General features: G+C 63.4%; 16 protein-coding genes. 10 read left to right on the top strand and 6 right to left on the bottom strand.

What is annotated here, in order from left to right:
- Window positions 1-31: 31 nt before the first annotated feature.
- Both ACOGXA_RS00830 and ACOGXA_RS00825 read right to left on the bottom strand, forming a co-directional pair.
- The gene (locus tag ACOGXA_RS00830) at window positions 32-625 is read right to left on the bottom strand and encodes a TIR domain-containing protein (RefSeq protein ID WP_419925405.1); all 594 of its coding nucleotides are present in this window, start codon (window positions 623-625) and stop codon (window positions 32-34) included.
- A gap of 31 nt (window positions 626-656) precedes the next feature.
- Window positions 657-1,067 (bottom strand): hypothetical protein, encoded by a 411-nt coding sequence (locus tag ACOGXA_RS00825; RefSeq protein WP_419925404.1) that lies wholly within the window; start codon window positions 1,065-1,067, stop codon window positions 657-659.
- A 148-nt stretch (window positions 1,068-1,215) separates the two neighbouring features.
- On the opposite strand from ACOGXA_RS00825, the gene ACOGXA_RS00820 reads away from it, so the two are divergent.
- Both ACOGXA_RS00820 and ACOGXA_RS00815 read left to right on the top strand, forming a co-directional pair.
- On the top strand, window positions 1,216-1,641 hold the full coding sequence (locus ACOGXA_RS00820; RefSeq protein ID WP_419925403.1) for a GFA family protein: 426 nt from the start codon (window positions 1,216-1,218) through the stop codon (window positions 1,639-1,641).
- A 121-nt stretch (window positions 1,642-1,762) separates the two neighbouring features.
- The gene (locus tag ACOGXA_RS00815) at window positions 1,763-3,121 is read left to right on the top strand and encodes an IS1380 family transposase (RefSeq protein ID WP_419924091.1); all 1,359 of its coding nucleotides are present in this window, start codon (window positions 1,763-1,765) and stop codon (window positions 3,119-3,121) included.
- A gap of 236 nt (window positions 3,122-3,357) precedes the next feature.
- Here ACOGXA_RS00815 and ACOGXA_RS00810 read toward each other — a convergent pair whose 3' ends face one another.
- Complete coding sequence (locus tag ACOGXA_RS00810) at window positions 3,358-3,906, bottom strand: hypothetical protein (protein ID WP_419927018.1); 549 nt, start codon at window positions 3,904-3,906, stop codon at window positions 3,358-3,360.
- 375 nt (window positions 3,907-4,281) lie between these two features.
- On the opposite strand from ACOGXA_RS00810, the gene ACOGXA_RS00805 reads away from it, so the two are divergent.
- Genes ACOGXA_RS00805 through ACOGXA_RS00790 form a run of 4 tightly spaced genes read left to right on the top strand, consistent with a single transcriptional unit; the run spans window position 4,282 to window position 7,011 of the window.
- Window positions 4,282-5,025: an IclR family transcriptional regulator gene (locus tag ACOGXA_RS00805; RefSeq protein WP_419925402.1), complete on the top strand. Its 744-nt coding sequence runs from the start codon at window positions 4,282-4,284 to the stop codon at window positions 5,023-5,025.
- A 51-nt stretch (window positions 5,026-5,076) separates the two neighbouring features.
- Window positions 5,077-5,355 carry a type II toxin-antitoxin system Phd/YefM family antitoxin gene (locus ACOGXA_RS00800; RefSeq protein ID WP_419925401.1) on the top strand — a complete coding sequence of 93 codons (279 nt, stop codon included), beginning with the start codon at window positions 5,077-5,079 and terminating at the stop codon, window positions 5,353-5,355.
- Entirely contained in the window at window positions 5,352-5,780 is a 429-nt protein-coding gene (locus tag ACOGXA_RS00795) for a type II toxin-antitoxin system VapC family toxin (RefSeq protein WP_419925400.1), read from the top strand. Before ACOGXA_RS00800 ends, ACOGXA_RS00795 begins: the two co-directional genes overlap by 4 nt.
- 40 nt (window positions 5,781-5,820) lie before the next feature.
- A complete protein-coding gene (locus ACOGXA_RS00790; RefSeq protein ID WP_419925399.1) occupies window positions 5,821-7,011 on the top strand; it encodes an RtcB family protein in 1,191 nt (396 codons plus the stop codon).
- Between the two features lie 11 nt (window positions 7,012-7,022).
- Here the strand turns inward: ACOGXA_RS00790 and ACOGXA_RS00785 are convergent, their stop codons facing one another.
- The 3 genes from ACOGXA_RS00785 to ACOGXA_RS00775 all read right to left on the bottom strand — a co-directional run bounded on the left by ACOGXA_RS00785 (window position 7,023) and on the right by ACOGXA_RS00775 (window position 11,359).
- Window positions 7,023-8,000, bottom strand: a complete 978-nt coding sequence (locus ACOGXA_RS00785) for an electron transfer flavoprotein subunit alpha/FixB family protein (RefSeq protein ID WP_419925398.1) — start codon at window positions 7,998-8,000, stop codon at window positions 7,023-7,025.
- Window positions 8,000-8,758 carry an electron transfer flavoprotein subunit beta/FixA family protein gene (locus ACOGXA_RS00780; RefSeq protein ID WP_419925397.1) on the bottom strand — a complete coding sequence of 253 codons (759 nt, stop codon included), beginning with the start codon at window positions 8,756-8,758 and terminating at the stop codon, window positions 8,000-8,002. The genes ACOGXA_RS00785 and ACOGXA_RS00780 overlap by 1 nt, the downstream gene beginning before the upstream one ends.
- Window positions 8,759-8,827: 69 nt before the next feature.
- Window positions 8,828-11,359 carry a GcvT family protein gene (locus ACOGXA_RS00775; protein WP_419925396.1) on the bottom strand — a complete coding sequence of 844 codons (2,532 nt, stop codon included), beginning with the start codon at window positions 11,357-11,359 and terminating at the stop codon, window positions 8,828-8,830.
- 259 nt (window positions 11,360-11,618) lie between these two features.
- Between ACOGXA_RS00775 and ACOGXA_RS00770 the strand changes: the two genes are divergently transcribed.
- The 4 genes from ACOGXA_RS00770 to ACOGXA_RS00755 all read left to right on the top strand — a co-directional run bounded on the left by ACOGXA_RS00770 (window position 11,619) and on the right by ACOGXA_RS00755 (window position 15,363).
- Window positions 11,619-12,341 carry a 5,10-methylenetetrahydrofolate reductase gene (locus ACOGXA_RS00770; RefSeq protein WP_419925395.1) on the top strand — a complete coding sequence of 241 codons (723 nt, stop codon included), beginning with the start codon at window positions 11,619-11,621 and terminating at the stop codon, window positions 12,339-12,341.
- 115 nt (window positions 12,342-12,456) lie between these two features.
- Window positions 12,457-13,050: a type IV toxin-antitoxin system AbiEi family antitoxin domain-containing protein gene (locus ACOGXA_RS00765; protein ID WP_419925394.1), complete on the top strand. Its 594-nt coding sequence runs from the start codon at window positions 12,457-12,459 to the stop codon at window positions 13,048-13,050.
- 117 nt (window positions 13,051-13,167) lie between these two features.
- Window positions 13,168-13,887, top strand: coding sequence for a hypothetical protein (locus ACOGXA_RS00760; protein WP_419925393.1), 720 nt, complete (start codon window positions 13,168-13,170; stop codon window positions 13,885-13,887).
- 198 nt (window positions 13,888-14,085) lie between these two features.
- The gene (locus ACOGXA_RS00755) at window positions 14,086-15,363 is read left to right on the top strand and encodes an ATP-binding protein (protein WP_419925392.1); all 1,278 of its coding nucleotides are present in this window, start codon (window positions 14,086-14,088) and stop codon (window positions 15,361-15,363) included.
- Window positions 15,364-15,377 lie beyond the last annotated feature (14 nt).

Genomic DNA, 15,377 nt, shown 5'->3' with positions numbered 1-15,377 from the left:
TGCAACTGTCGGCGTCCCGCCAAAGAACGCTTCAACAAGACGAGTTGCGCTTGCGAAGACTTCGGGAATTGTCGACTTTATCCCCTTTAGTCGTCCTAGAATCAAAGACGGCCTTGATCGAGCGCTTTAGTTGCTGGCTTGAAGTGGGATATGAGTTGTAGAGTGCATAAGAATTAGTTGTATCGTTCTCTACCCAGTTATCTTTGATCCGATCGGGCAAACGTGCCGAATTCTTCATGGACGGTAGTGGAATGACCAAGAGTCCGCTGCGCTTATTGTTTGAATCATTTCGGAAGGATGACGAGATTTCCCAATCAACAAACTTGCGAGACCAAGTACACTTACCTAGAAGAACAATAGTGACAGTTGAATCTGTTAAATAATCTTCTCGAATACGTCTCTTGATGTATTCTTCGTCAGTACTGTCGACAAAATCTGACTCTTCCGTGACCCCCACACACCGTGCTATAAATGTAGACCCATAGTCATCAATGAACAACTCTACCTCATCCATGTCAGCGACATGATAGGAAACGAAGCACTTGTGTCTGGTAGAGTCACTTGACCGCTTAGCCTGAAGATCTGCGCGTGCTTGGAGTGTAGTGCGCCTACTTCTAACAGTCATTATGCGTCTCCATCCCTTCATCGCATTTGTTTCAACAACTGCTGTATATTATCACAGAACAAATTGTTGCACAAATCATGAGATAGAACACAGAAACCGCTGGTGCAATCATCGCCCCAAACCATGTTTTCTTGAATTCATCGCAAGGGATATTGCTAACATCAAGTTGATAGTCGACTTGACTCTCTTCCAACTTTCGGACTTGGTCATAGAGAATTCGGTATAGACGTTCCTTCCAAAGATAATATCCATCTAGAATCCAAAATGAAATTGCTGGAAGAAATGCAACAAACAGAATTAGTTCCTCAGATTCATTGGCGGCGTATGCCAACAGAGCCGAGACTAGCAAGACACTCCAACCTTTCAGCATGAAGGAGTTTCTGGCAAGACGGTTGATAACTCCCTGGATCATTCCCAGATGAGCTTGCCGATCATCAGCCATAGTCGTGATTCTAATGCGCTGAAAGACGGCGCTCCAAGAAATGAGCAATTCAACAGCACTGGGGACACGTACTCTTGGCATGGTGACGGACAGCCTGAACGCAGTATCAACTAATTTGCCATCTGATGTGGTTTCGAAGGAGCAGCCCATGGCCGAGCAGTTGAGCGGGCGGTGTATGTGCGGGGGCGTGAGGTATGTGATCGACGGGCCGGCTCGAGATGTGTGGAACTGCCATTGCGACCGGTGTCGGCGGTGGACGGGGCACTTCACCGCGGCTACTAGCTGTCGGCGCGACCACCTCCGCCTGATCTCCGACGAGACCCTGGCCTGGTACCACCCTGTCGAGCACCCCGATGTAGCCTACGGCTTCTGCCGGGAGTGCGGAAGCTCGCTGTTCTGGAGGGTGGTAGCTGTGCCTCCGGGAGAACCGCAAGACAAGCTGAACACCATCGAGATCTGGGCCGGCACCCTCGACCCACCCACCGGGCTGTCCACTGAGTTGGCCATCTACGCCGACGACGCCTCCGATTACCACACGCTCAACCCCGACATCGAGACCCTGGCCCTCGACTAGCCCTGATTGTTCATGGGGGGTGTGGTGTTGGGGGGTGCGCGTCCGCGGAAAAGCCCCTCTGGTGTGGGACGATGTGTGTTGATGTTCACGTATCGGTTCCACAGAGAGGGGCATCTCCGAGATGCAGGCTAGCAGCACTTGCGATGTGAGGGTGGCGGGCGGCGGCGGTCAGGTGGCGGCGCATTCGGGTTTGTTCGCTTTGGGCCGTTTCGCCGATGGTTTGGGGCTGGGGGAGGCGTTGTCGGCGGCGGTGCCGCCGGGCGGCGAGCGGGCGCCTGTTCATGATCGGGGCAAGGTGCTGGCGCATTTGTTGTTGGTGTTGGCCGGGGGCGGGGAGGCGTGTGCCGATATCGAGCATTTGCGGGCGCAGCCGGTGCTGTTCGGCGAGGTGGCGTCTGACTCGACCCTGTACCGCACGCTGCGCGGTTTGGGCCCCGATGTGGTGGAGGGCCTGTGGGAGGCTGTGGCCGGTGTGCGGGCCGGGGTGTGGGAGCGCCGCGGCGGCGCGTCGGGTTCTGCTCCGGTGGTTTTGGACATCGACTCGACATTGGTGGAGGTCCACTCCGAGAACAAGCAGGGCGCGGCGGCGCATTTCAAGGGCGGGTTCGGGTTCCACCCGATGCTGTGCGCCACAGACGAGGGGGAGCCGTTGTCGATAAAGCTGCGGGCCGGCAACGCCGCGGCCAACCACATCTTTGACCACATAGAGGTCCTCGACGCCGCCATCGCGCAGCTGCCCGCCGCCGTAGCGATGGGCCACCGCGAAGGCGACGACGCGCCGCCGGGCCGGGAGGTGCAGCTGCGGGTCGACGCCGCGGGCTGCTCTGCGCAAATCGCCGAGGCATGCCGGGCCCGCAACGTCGGGTTCTTCATGACCGCGCGCTCAAACCAGCAGGTCACAGCGGCCATAGACCGCAGCCGCTTTCGCGCCGAGAAGTGGCAGCCGGCGCTCGGCGCCGACGGCGAGCCCTCCAAGCGCGCCCAAATCGCCGACCTCACCGAAAGCGCCGGCCTCGCCGGCTGGCCCGAGCGCACCCGCTTCATCGCCCGCCGAGAGCCGCTTCACCCCGGCGCGCAGCGCACCCTGTTCGACTCCGGCAACTGGCGCTACCGCGGGTTCTACACCGACGCAACAGGCGACCCCGCCGAATTGGACGCCCACATGAGAGCCCATGCCCGCATCGAGAACACCATCGCCGACCTCAAAGACTCCGGACTCAAACGCATGCCCTTCACCGACTACGAAGCCAACGCCGCCTGGGCCGCCCTCGTCGCGCTCAGCCTCGCGCTGGTCAAATGGTTCCAACAACTCCGCCTCACCGGGGCCTTAGCCCACGCCGCCCCCAAACGCCTCAGATGGCAGCTATGGCACGCACCCGCCCGCCTCGTGCGCTCCTCCCGCAAATGGACCCTGCGCCTGCTCGACTGGTGGCCCGCCACCCCACAACTCCTCCACGCCTGCCAGCCCCACGCCCCATAAACCCGCCCCGCCCGGCCCACTCACCAACCCGTCCCAAAACCCCGACCCGACACGCCCCACCACGCCCCAAAACCCCCGACCACACCCCAAAACACCCGCCCCGAACACCCGACCACCCCCAACACCGAACCCCAACACCCGAACCACACGAAAACACCCAAACCCCACCCGCCCAAAGCAAATCAGGAATTCTCATGAACAATCAGGGCTAGCTCAGTTTTCGACGCTTTAGGCAACTACCCCATCTCGTTTCCACCTGCGCTGGTCTCGCCCTGCATGGCTTCGAGCCGAGCAATGCGGTGGTCGTCGGCGCCGAGGTGGTCTCGAAGCACCAAGACGACGTCGGAGATGTCGAACGATCCGGCGGCGACCATCAGATCAATGTCGACCCAGTCTCTTGCACGATCGAAAAACGCCTTGAACACTGCTAGATCGCGGCACGCCAGAAATGGCAGGTGCGCCCCTAGCAGGGGGCGTAGAACAATCCGGCCTCCAACATCGGCATGAAACTCGTCGGTGGAGAGGAACACGTCCAGAGGCACCCCGTTCCACCACAGACGAGCTTGACCATCCTCGTCGAATCGTGACCGCGACTGCTCGGATACCTCGACTTCAGCGGGAAGCGCGGCCAGCAATTGGTCGAGGTCGCTGACCGGCAGAAAGACGTTGAGGTCGATATCGGCTGTCGCACGCGGTTCAGAAACGCACCATGCCAGGGCCAGGGCACCGCCAAAGGCATGGTGAAGCCCTGCGCTGTCGAGCGCTTCATGCACGCGGAACAACATGCCAACCAAATCGATTGGCCTGGTCGTTCTACTCATCTCTGTTCATTGGGATCGCCGATGGGGAAATGGGGGATACTCCAAGTCGTCGCTGTAGCTCCTTGGCAGATGCATCGCCATGTCCAGTAGCGAAACCAACTTCTCGCCGGGGTCGAGAGGGGTCGGACCGCGGTCTTGGTCCGACTTGGCACTGGCCTCAACCATGCGCTGCCACCATGGCATCTCGGAGTCAACGGTCACAGATCCAGTGTGCCATTCCCGACGGCGAACCGCGAAACGATCTGTCTGGCACTGAGGCTGGTCGCTGGTGCGTCGCGGCAAGCAGATTCATGTGTTCCGCATTGCGGAACAGTCTTGAACGCTCGGTATCCTGCGGGAATGGCGGTGCAGTCGGTTCAGCGGGCGTTCTTGCTGCTGCGCACGCTCGCCCAAGGGCCTTTGGGGGTGACCGAGCTGTCCGATCGGGTGGAGCTTCCCAAGAGCACGGTGGCCCGGCTGTTGGCTGCGCTAGAGGCTGAGGGCGCAGTGGAACAGGTTGAGACTGGCGGGGCCTACCGGATCGGAGATGGCTTGATCGACATCGCTGGCGCAGTCCCAGCCGGCCGCAGCCTGGTGGCCGCCGCCCGGCCGCACCTGTTGGAACTGGCCGAGGCGCTGGGGGAGGTTGCCGGGCTGTCGATCATCGACGACGGCCGGATCTACTACCTAGATCACACCGAGTCGTCGTCTGATGTGCAACTGCGGGATTGGACCGGCGAGTACGCCCCGCTCCATTCCGTGTCCTCCGGTGTGGTCATGCTGGCTCACCTGCCCTCCGACGAGCAGGAGGCCCATCTGGCCCAGCCGCTGGAGCAGTGCACCCCGTGGACCAACCTCGACCCCGACGTCCTGCGGGAGCGCCTAACCCAATCCCGCAGCCTGGGCTACGCCTGGGGCTACGAGGAGTTCGCCGAGGGAATCAACGCGGTGGCCGCTCCCGTCTTGGACGACGACGGCCGGCCGCTGGCCGCCCTCCACGTCCACGGCCCCGCCTACCGCTACCCCGACCCCGACATAGCCCACGACCACGGCCTCGCCCTAGTCGCCGCCGCCAACCGCCTCGCAGCCCAGCTCACCGCCTGAGCCTATAAATCAGCCCCTATTAGTCAAGTTGACGCGACTAAACTAGTCATAATGAGTACAGTATCGGTTTCCGACTTGAAGGCGAACCTGTCTCGCCACCTTCGTGAGGTTCGGCGTGGTGGCGAGATTCAGATTCTGGATCGGGGCAAGCCAGTCGCCCGGCTGGTTCCCGCGACCTTCTCCGGCGATAGCCACAGGGAGAGGCTGATCAGAACGGGGGTTCTGCGCCCGGGCCAGGGAGACTCGGCCGCGATCCTGGACGAGCCGCCGTTGACGCTGCAAACCAGCATCTCCGAGGCCCTAGATCAAGATCGCGCCGACCGCTTGTGAGGTACTGGGACGCCTCAGCGCTAGTCCCTCTTGTTGTCTCGGAACCGAACTCCGATCTGTCCCGATCCTGGCTGGCGGATGACAGCGCCGTCATCACGTGGGCGTGGACGCGGGTCGAAATAGTTAGCGCAATTGAGCGGCGGACTCGGGAGGGTGCCCTGTCGCGTCAAGATCGGCGGCAAGTTATTGGGCGGCTGGAAACCTTTGCAGACACCTGGGATGAGGTAACCGAGGTCTTGGCTGTGAGGTCGCGTGCCAGTTTGCTCCTGGCCCGACACCCCCTGAGGGATGCTGACGCTGGTCAGCTCGGTGCGGCCCTGTTGATTAGCGAGCAACTAGATGGAGAATCGCTTCCTTTCATGTGCTTGGACCGCCGCTTGTCAGAGGCTGCCGAACTCGAAGGGCTAGGAGTTTTGGACTGGTAATTCACTGGGAGCGGTGCGTGAAATCCTAAAGAATGAAGCTATGAGCATGCGGGGGCCGGTAACGGTGGAAGCGGGAGTAGGGCGCTCAGTGGTGAGCTGGGCGTTTGACGCGGAAGCGGAGACCTTGGTGCAGGCCCAGCGGACGGCTCGCAGTCCGGCGGTGTCGGGGCCGGTGGCGTTGATGGCCGATGCCCATGTGGGTATGGGAGCCACCATCGGATCGGTGATCCCCACTGAGGCGGCCATCATTCCCGCCGCGGTGGGAGTGGACTTGGGCTGCGGGATGACCGCGGTCCGCACTTCGCATACCGCGTCGCAGCTGCCCGACAACCTCAGCGGCGCACTGGACGCCATCGCCGCTGCGGTGCCGTCGGGGTTCAACGCCCACCCGGAGGCCACCATGGCGGCCCGCGACTGGCTGCGAGACCGTCGGCTCCCCAACAAGGCGGCAGTCCACAACAAGGTCAAGGCCAAGATGGGCGCCCAGCTCGGCACCCTGGGCGGCGGCAACCACTTCGTCGAGATGAGCCTGGACGCCGACGACGGCGTTTGGGTGGTGCTGCACTCCGGATCGCGGGGCGTGGGCAACGCCCTGGCCAAAATGCACATCAAGGCTGCGCAAAAGACCTGCCGGAAGGCGGGCCGGGAACTGGAAGACCGCGACCTGGCCTACCTGATCGAGGGCGACGACGGGTTCGACGCCTACGTGGCCGACATGCTGTGGGCCCAGGACTACGCCCGGGCCAACCGGGCGCTGATGACCGAGGCCGTTCTGGGCGCGCTGCGAGCCGCCACCGGACTGGACTTCACCCCGGCCGACACCATCGACTGCCACCACAATTATGCCGAGAAGGAAACCCACGGCGGCGCAGTGATGTGGGTGACCCGCAAGGGTGCCATCCGGGCCCGCGAGGGCGACCGGGGGGTCATCCCCGGCAGCATGGGAGACGACACCTATGTTGTCACCGGGCGGGGATGCTCCCAGTCGTACCACTCAGCGTCGCACGGCGCGGGCCGGCTGATGAGCCGCACCCGGGCCAAACAGGAGATCACCCCCGAGCAGCTCACTGAGCTGATGGCCGGGCGAACCTGGCAGGCCGACCAGGCCGACAAGCTCACCGACGAGGCCCCCGGCGCCTACCGCTCCATCGCCGCGGTGATGGAAGCCCAGCAAGACCTGGTGGACATTGACCACCGCCTTACCGCCATCTTGAACTACAAGGGCTGCTGAGCCCGGTTGGGTCAGGCGCGGCGGCGCTTGATCTCTTCGGTGATGGCGGGGATCATCTCGTGGAGGTCGGCGATGACAGCCCAGTCGGCTTTGACCACCATGTTGGCCTCGGGGTCGATGTTGATGGCCAAGATGTGCTTGCTGGCCTTGGCGCCCACCCAGTGCTGGATGGCGCCGGAGATGCCCGTGGCGATGTAGATCTCGGGGGTGATGCGGGTGCCGGTCTGGCCCACCTGATCGGAGTGGGGCCGCCAGCCGTTGTTGGTCACCGCCCGGCTGCAACCCACCCGGCCACCCAGCATCCCGGCTAGCTCCTCCAAGGGAGCGAAGGCCTCGGCCGATCCCACTCCCCGACCGCCGCCGATCACCACCGGCGCGGTCGGCAGGGTAACCCCGGCTTCCAGCACCACCCGGTCTTTGACCATGGTGCGGGCCAGCGAAGGGTCTAGGTCTACCCCCATCTCCTGGATGACAGGCGCAACCGGCGAATCGGCCGGCTGGGCGGCCAATGCGTGCAGACCGCTGGTCAACAGGGGCAGCTTCGACTGGAGCCTTGCGTCCTCCAGCAGCGATCCACCCCACTGCTGGCGGGTCATGGTCCACTCCCCCGATCCGCTGTCGGGTTGGATATCGATGCAGTTGGCCACCATCGGCAGATCAAGGCGGGCGGCTACCTGGGCCATGACCTCGTTGCCCCGCTCGCTGCCGCCAGCCAGCGCCGCCGCCGGATTGAGCCGTCGAATCAACTCGGCTACCGCCTCCCCCCACCCCTCGGGGCCGAAATCGGCCAGCACGTCGCCGACGACGGTGTACACCGCCTCCGCTCCAAAGGCCCCGGCCTCGGCCACCAGCTCGGCGTCGTCAGCACCGATGAGCGCAGCATGAAGCGGCACTCCCATCTGGGCCGCCAATCCCCGCCCAGCGGTCAGCGCCTCCCGAGCAGCCTCATCCATCGCCCCCCGGTCGTGCTCCAGTACCGCCAGCAGCATCACACCACTCCCAGTTCCTCTAGCACGTCCACCACGGCAGGGGCGGCCTCGGGGCCGTTCCCCAACACCACTGTCTCGGTGACCGCCTCGCGGGGCCGATGCAGCCGCACCAACAACTGCCCGCCGGGCCCGGCATCGGAGGCCACCTCGGCGACCTCCAGCTTCTTGGACGCCAGCCGCCCCCTCATGGTGGGGTATCGGGGCAGGTTGATGCCCTCCTTTACCCCGACGGCAGCCGGCATGGGCAGCTCGTACACCTCGAAACCACCGTCGATCTCTCGGCGAGCCTTCACCACTCCGGCACCGGTCTCGAAATCCACCTCGATGCCCTTGATGCCGTTGACGATGGGACGGCCCAGGGCGTAGGCCACCCGCACCCCCACCTGGAAGCCCCCGGAGTCGGCCGACTCGTTGCCGAACACCAACAGGTCGAAGGGGCCGTCGGCGGCCTCCAGGCCCCGGACGGCCTCAGTGAGCGCTGTCGCGGTGCGCTGGGGATCCCAGGCCGAGCCGTCGGTGGCCACCAGCACGCCGTGGTGTGCCCCCACCGAGGCGGCGTAGCGCAGTTGATCAGCCGCCTCCGGCGGTCCCAGCGTGAGCACGGTCACCTCGCCGCCGTGGCGCTCGGTGAGCTGCACGGCCTCCTCCACCCCGCACTCTTCGTGAGGGCTGGTGGCGAAGCCCAAGTGGGTGGCGTCCACGGCCATGCCGTCGTCGGTCACGTTGATCTTGGCGCCGGGCGCCGCCACCCGCTTCACACAGCACAAGATCCTCATGGCCGGTCTGTTTCCGTCACCCCAACCAAGATCCTCATGGCGACGGCTCCGCTAGCCCCTCAACCGGGTGTCTTGCGGATCGAACACCGCTCCGATGCTGGCCACCTTCACCGGGAAGAGCTCGTTCATGTACATCACCTGGAGGTCGGTGCCGGGCTGGGCCAGCTCAGCGGGGAGATAGGCCATCAGCAGGTGCTTGCCCACCGACGGCCCCGGCCCCGCGGTGGTCACCCGCGACACCCGGCCGTGGGAGTCGGTTATCCGCTGGCCGTCCTGCGTCAGAATCGGCTCGTTACCCCCCTGCATGTAGCGCTTGCGGCCCTGGCTATCGGTCAGGTCCTCCACGGTGAGCACGCACATTGACACCTCAGGGTCGCCCATCTCCCGGGCGGCCAGGTAGGCATCCTTGCCGATGAACGGGGCAGCCTTCACCTTGGGCCGGGCCAGACCGGCCTCCAGCGGGTTGTACTCGCTCTCCAACTCGGCACCCATGAGCCGGTAGCCCTTCTCCAGCCGGCCAGAGGTGCCATACACCCCGCCGCCGGTGGGGCGCAGCCCGTAGTCGGCGCCCACCGCCATGAGCGCGTCCCACAGCGCGGGCCCGTCGTCCCAGGCGGCGTAGATCTCCCAGCCGGTGTCGCCCACATAGGAGATGCGAAACAGCGTGGCCGCAATGGTGCTCCCGTCGCACTTCAGCTCCACGTCGACGAGCGAGCCGTAGGGCGACCCGTCTTGGCTGAGGTCTTGGCTGGTGAGCGCGCCGATCACCTTCGGGGAGTTGGGCCCCCACACCCCGAGGGTGGTGATCTGATCGGTCATGTTGACGAAGCTCACCGAGCCGTCGACCGGCAGGTGGCGGCGGGCCCAGAACTCGTCGCGGCCGCCGTCGAACACGCCGGTGACGATGCGCACCCGGTCGGTGTCCATCCGCATCATGGTCAAATCGGAGTGGAACCCGCCGTCGGGGGTCAGCCACGGAGTGTAGATGGAGCGGCCCACCGGCACGTCCACCTTGTTGACGGCCAGATAGTCGGCATAGGCCACCGCGCCGGGCCCGCTCAACTCGAAGACCTGAAAGGCGCTCAGGTCCACCATCCCGCAGTTCTCCCGCAAGTTCAGGTGCTCGGCCACGGTGATGGGGCTCCACCACCGGGCATCCCACTCCACCTCCCGGCCCTCCACCTCATAGTGGTCCACCAGATCGGCGTTGGACTCGAACCACTGGGGGCGCTCCCAGGTGCGGGCCTGGAAGAACTCGGCCGCCAGCTCCTGCTGACGGGAGAAGTAGGGGCTGACCCGGAGGTTGCGGCGGCTCTCCCACTGCTCTTGGGGGTGGACTATGCCGTAGGTCTTGTTGAAGTGCTCCGCTGAGCGGTCCCAGATGTGTTCGTCGCCCCTCTCCTCGGCATAGAAACGGGACACGTCGGCGCCGTGGACGTCGATCACCCGGGGGTAGCCGAAGGTCATCCACTCGGCCACCACCTGGGCCATGCCCGGCCCTTCTTTTACCCAGATGGCCGCGGCCGACCACAGGTTGCGGACCTCGGGCAGCTCGCCCAGGCACGGCATGGCGTCGGGGGTGAGCGACAGCAAGCCGTTGATGGCGTACTTGATCTCGGCGTCGCCCAGCATGTCCATCAGGTCGATGGCCTGCTCCATCTGGAGGTCGAAGTCGTCGGCCGTGAACGGCATCTCGGTAGGCGACAGGGCGGCCTCCTCGTTGGAGGGGATCTCGTCTGGGTGGTGGAAGATGGGCCGGTGGCCGTACGACCCCACCTCCATCGACCCGGCCGACTGGCGCTCGTAGCAGAAGGTGTCCATGTCCCGGACGATGGGATACCCGATCTCGTTGTTGGTCTCGGCCAGGATGTCGAGCGGGCCGACGTCCACCATCTGGTGCACGGCGGGCACCAGCGGGATGTAGGCGTCGGCCATGTTGGCCACCCGGTTCGACCACACTCCGCAAGCGATCACCACGTATTCGGTCTCGATGGTGCCCTTGTCGGTGACCACTGCTTTGACCATGCGGTCGCCGGGGTTGGGACCGTCTTCGGTGATGATGTCGAGCACCTCGGTATTGGCCGCCACATGGCAGCCGCCGTTCACCGCGATGTTGCGCATCTGGGTGCCGGTCTCCAGCGAGTCCACCACCGACACCGTGGGGCAGTAGAAGCCCTGCAAGACGACATCGGTGTTTACGAACGGAACCAGTTCCTTCACCTCTTCGGGGGTGAGCAGATGGGCTTCGACCCCCCAGGCGACAGCCGAGGTCATCCGACGCTGTAGCTCATCCACCCGCTCTTGGGTCCGGGCCACTTCGATCCCGCCCGAATCCACCGAAAGCCCCAGGTCGCGATACTGGTTGGCGCTTTGCACCCCCAGCAGGCACATCTCCTTGTTGTGGTCCACCGGGAAGATGAAGTTGGAGGCATGGCCAGTAGACCCGCCGGGGTTGGGCAACGGGCCCTTGTCCAACAACACCAGGTCGGTCCACCCCATCTTGGCCAGGTGTCCGACCAGGCAATTTCCCACGATTCCCGCGCCTATGACCACGCACTTGGCCTTCTCGGGGACCTCAGCCATGTCCTGCCTCCATCATGATGCCCAGCTTGCTCCTCAAGGGTAATGCCGCGCTCCCCAAGCGTTGCACCTCTGGTCCGTATTATGGTACAGTTCCGTTATGCGGAACGACTCGGCCAGTCTAACGCAGTGGGAAGAACCGCAAACGACTGGGCCAAATCTGGATATCCGGGAGATCATTCGGAGCGCGGTCTTCGAGCTGATTCCCCTGAACAGCGCGGCTGGAGCCATCGACGCGCTACCCGAGAGGTCAAGGGTTTCGGTGACCGCGTCAGCCGCAAAGGGACAGGACGCCACCCTTGAGCTGGCCGAGCGGTTGATCGATCGCGGGCACCATGTCATCCCCCATTTCTCGGCTCGTCTGATGAGAGACCGAGGCCAGGTTGAAGACTTGGCCGGCTGGGCCAAGGACAACGAGGTGGCCACCGCCTTCGTGATCGGCGGAGACGCCTCCGAGCCGGGGGCTTACCCCGACGCCCTCAGCTTCATGCGGGATCTTTTCGAGCACGCCCACGGCTTGAACACCGTGGGCGTGGCGGCCTATCCCGACGGACACCCCCTCATCAGCGAGGACGTACGCCGCCACGCCCTGTTCGCCAAGCAGGATCTGCTGGCCGAGGCCGGGCTGCGGGGCTATTGCAGCACCCAGATGTGCTTCGACCCGGCCAGGATCATCGCCTGGTTGAAGGCCGAGAGGGCCGACGGACTGACCCTGCCGGTACACCTGGGCATTCCCGGCGCGGTGGAACGGACCAAGCTGCTCACCATCGGCGCCCGCCTCGGCGTCGGGCAGTCGCTGCGCTACCTCCGCAAGAACCGCCGCTCGATGGCCAAGCTGCTCGGCTCATCGGCCCACGACCCATCCGACCTGGTGGATGCCCTCAGCAGCCAGCTGGTCTCGCTGGGCATCGTTGGCCTCCACATCTTCACCTTCAACCAGGTAGAGGCCACCGCCGCCTGGCAACAGGCCCTCCTCCACAGCTGACCCGCTAACCGGCGTCGATTCCAGTTAGCCCCCGCCGCCTTCGGCTGCACAGGGAACTACAGTTTCAATAGAGGATCAGCATCAGAAAACTAAAGTATTCATGTAGTTTAAATGGATGCCCGCAGATCGACAGCACCTACGCCGGTCGCTGTACCGGCTGGCATCTAGTCAGGCGGGCTATTTCACTGCGGCTCAAGCCCTAGAAATCGGGTATTCGTACCAAGCGCAGAAATATCACGTCGACTATGGCAATTGGGAACGCGTCGACAGAGGGATCATTCGGATTCCAGAGTGGCCCATCGGCCTACACGATAGGCTGGTCCGATGGGTGCTGTGGTCGAAGGGACGAGCCGTTGTGTCGCACGAGTCGGCGGCGTCCGCGTACGGACTCGGAGTATCGAACCCGTCGAAGGTCCACCTAACCGTCCCTCCCAACTTCACGATGAGCAATCCCAACGTCGTGCTTTGCTATCGGCACCTGCCTGATTCCGACACCTGTGTGCTTGACGGAGCAGCCATCACCACTGTGGAGCGCACAGTCGTCGACATCATCGAGTCCCACGTAGATGAGGAATTCATACAGGCCATCGTCGATGACGCCATCGACACCGGATCGGTAACGAGACGACGGTTGATGCGCCGATTGGAAGAACTCAGCAATCCATCCCGAATCCGGGGCGAGCGCCTACTCGCGGGTGCGAGCAAGTGAGGTGCGGAGAGCCCAAAAAGGCGATACCCCGGGGCCTGTCCGAAGACATGAGCTACCCGGGGATACACACATCTTATCGGCCTCACTGACATGAGCGCGAGTGTTTCCAGAGGTTCTTTGGAAAGGGCCTTGTCATCGGAGCGGATTGAGCCGTACCTGGCCGATGCTGGCGGAGACTTTGATCTTGCGTGGGAGTTCTATCAGTGGAACCTCCGCCTAGTCGGGGCGCTGATGCCACTGATCAGCGATGTTGAGGTGACTCTCCGCAACACCATCCACCGGCAGCTCACAGCCCAATTCGGCACGCCCAAATGGTGGAGTTCCCCGAAGTTGCTGTTGGACGACGAAACCCGTGAGATGATCGGCGACGTCGTGCGAAAGCACCGAAAGAAGCTGGGACGGGGCATAGAGGGACCTGGGCGGATCGTGGCAGACCTCACATTCGGCGTCTGGGTGAACCTCCTGAGCAAGGGGGCGACTACCGCAACGCAACAAACAGTGAATTACGACGAAAACCTATGGCGCAAGACCCTCATGCACGGATTCAGGGTGGGGAACGAGACAAACGCGAGGGGAAGCCCAAAGCGCCCGATTCGACGCCACGTACACCAAGCCGCGGCAAATCTTCAGGCCCTTCGAAACGCTGCTGTCCATCATCGGAAGATCAGCGACGGAATTCGTCAGCCGGGAAAGCCACCAGAAGAGCCTCGGATCCCACTTGCCGATGTCGTGGAATCAAGCATCGAACTTCTCGGATGGATGAATCCCGACCTCGCCAACCTTCACCGAGGACCAACAGCTCTCACTCAAGAGCTTGACAATCGGCCTGCTCCATAACTGTATGTCCGACCATTCGCAAGGTCCTTGCGACGGTTAGCGCTCCTTAAGCCGCGCCGCCTTCGGCTAGTAGGGCGGCGAGGCTGCGGCACCTGTCCAACCTGGTGCCCCAAAACTAAATATAAATCTTCCCTAAAACTAAAGATAAATTGCCCATAAATCTGAAGATAAGTCTTCTCCATTTGCTAAGATGGGCAAATGGGTAGGGCAGATACCCTGACGATGCCCGGCTACCGGGAGCGAGTTGCCGGGGTCGAAGTAGAAGGTGCCTTGCAGCGCCGAGGCGCCGTGCTGATTCAAGGGGCTAGAGGCACTGGCAAGACATGGACGTCTCGCAATCACGCCTGCTCAGAAGTTCGGCTAGACGACCCCGACATGCTGGCCCTAGCTGAGACCGACCCGGACTACCTGCTATCCCGTCCCCCTCCCCTTCTGATTGACGAGTGGCAGCACGCCCCCGCCTTGTGGAACCGCATACGCCGTGCGTGCGACGACCGACCCGGCACCGGCCATTTCATCCTCACCGGCTCCGCCCAACCCACCGACAACATCACCCGCCATACAGGCACCGGACGTATCACGCGAATGAGGATGAGGCCGATGACGCTGTACGAGACAGGGGTCTCCAGCGGGGAGGTGTCGTTGCGCGGGCTGCTGGAAGGGACCACAAGGCCCGCAGCAGAAAACCGCCCAACCCTGTTCGAGGTGGCCAGTGCCGTCTGCCGTGGTGGATGGCCAGCCAGCCTCGACCTCTCTCAGTCCGCGGCCGTGGCCTCGGCGCGCGACTATGTCCAAGAGGCTGTACGAACCGACATCGAAGACGCCGTCGGGGTCCGACACAACCCTGACGCCCTCGAAGGCCTTCTGCGCCTCATCGCCCGCAGCATCGCCTCGCCCGTGTCAGCCGCCAAGCTCGCTCGGGACATGAATCCAGCATCGCCGCCAGCGGCCCAGACTCTGGCCTCATATCTGGACGCGCTGCAACGCATCTTCGTGTTGGAAGATCTGCCCGCCTGGTCACCGGAACTGCGATCAAAGGCCACCGTGAGGAAGGCCCCGAAGCGGCACCTCGTGGACCCGTCGCTCGCCGCCGCCCTGGTCGGAGCGTCACCAGACGGCCTGATGGCCGACTTCTCCATGTTCGGCAGTCTGTTCGAGTCGCTGGCCGTGCGGGATCTGCGGGTGTACGCCCAGCCGCTGGGCTTCGACACGTTCCACTACTACGACTCAGACGATCTGGAAACCGACATCGTGATACAGGGTCTGGACGGCACCTGGGCGGCATTCGAGGTCAAACTGAACTCAGGCCCCCGGCAAATCGAGGAAGCCGCCGCCGCCCTGAAAAGACTGAGGGCCAAAGCCCACAAGCGGCGCGCCAATCAGCTCGCGCTAATGGCAGTGGTCACCGCCACCAGAACCGCCCATATGCGACCCGACGGAGTAGCCGTCATCCCCCTCACCACCCTCGGCCCATAATCCGTGGAACCTCA

The organism is Candidatus Poriferisocius sp. (assembly GCF_965208475.1).
In the GTDB taxonomy this organism is placed as follows: domain Bacteria; phylum Actinomycetota; class Acidimicrobiia; order Acidimicrobiales; family Bin134; genus Poriferisocius.
Note: the sequence above shows the minus strand (reverse complement) of the source record. Positions and strands in the feature narration are given on the sequence as shown.

Coding starts and splice junctions, on each gene's coding strand:
- ACOGXA_RS00790 (WP_419925399.1), top strand. CDS start 5,821: ATGAGCATGCGGGGGCCGGTAACGGTGGAAGCGGGAGTAGGGCGCTCA.
- ACOGXA_RS00830 (WP_419925405.1), bottom strand. CDS start 625: ATGACTGTTAGAAGTAGGCGCACTACACTCCAAGCACGCGCAGATCTT.
- ACOGXA_RS00755 (WP_419925392.1), top strand. CDS start 14,086: ATGGGTAGGGCAGATACCCTGACGATGCCCGGCTACCGGGAGCGAGTT.
- ACOGXA_RS00825 (WP_419925404.1), bottom strand. CDS start 1,067: ATGGCTGATGATCGGCAAGCTCATCTGGGAATGATCCAGGGAGTTATC.
- ACOGXA_RS00815 (WP_419924091.1), top strand. CDS start 1,763: ATGCAGGCTAGCAGCACTTGCGATGTGAGGGTGGCGGGCGGCGGCGGT.
- ACOGXA_RS00820 (WP_419925403.1), top strand. CDS start 1,216: ATGGCCGAGCAGTTGAGCGGGCGGTGTATGTGCGGGGGCGTGAGGTAT.
- ACOGXA_RS00800 (WP_419925401.1), top strand. CDS start 5,077: ATGAGTACAGTATCGGTTTCCGACTTGAAGGCGAACCTGTCTCGCCAC.
- ACOGXA_RS00785 (WP_419925398.1), bottom strand. CDS start 8,000: ATGCTGCTGGCGGTACTGGAGCACGACCGGGGGGCGATGGATGAGGCT.
- ACOGXA_RS00775 (WP_419925396.1), bottom strand. CDS start 11,359: ATGGCTGAGGTCCCCGAGAAGGCCAAGTGCGTGGTCATAGGCGCGGGA.
- ACOGXA_RS00810 (WP_419927018.1), bottom strand. CDS start 3,906: ATGTTGTTCCGCGTGCATGAAGCGCTCGACAGCGCAGGGCTTCACCAT.
- ACOGXA_RS00765 (WP_419925394.1), top strand. CDS start 12,457: ATGCCCGCAGATCGACAGCACCTACGCCGGTCGCTGTACCGGCTGGCA.
- ACOGXA_RS00805 (WP_419925402.1), top strand. CDS start 4,282: ATGGCGGTGCAGTCGGTTCAGCGGGCGTTCTTGCTGCTGCGCACGCTC.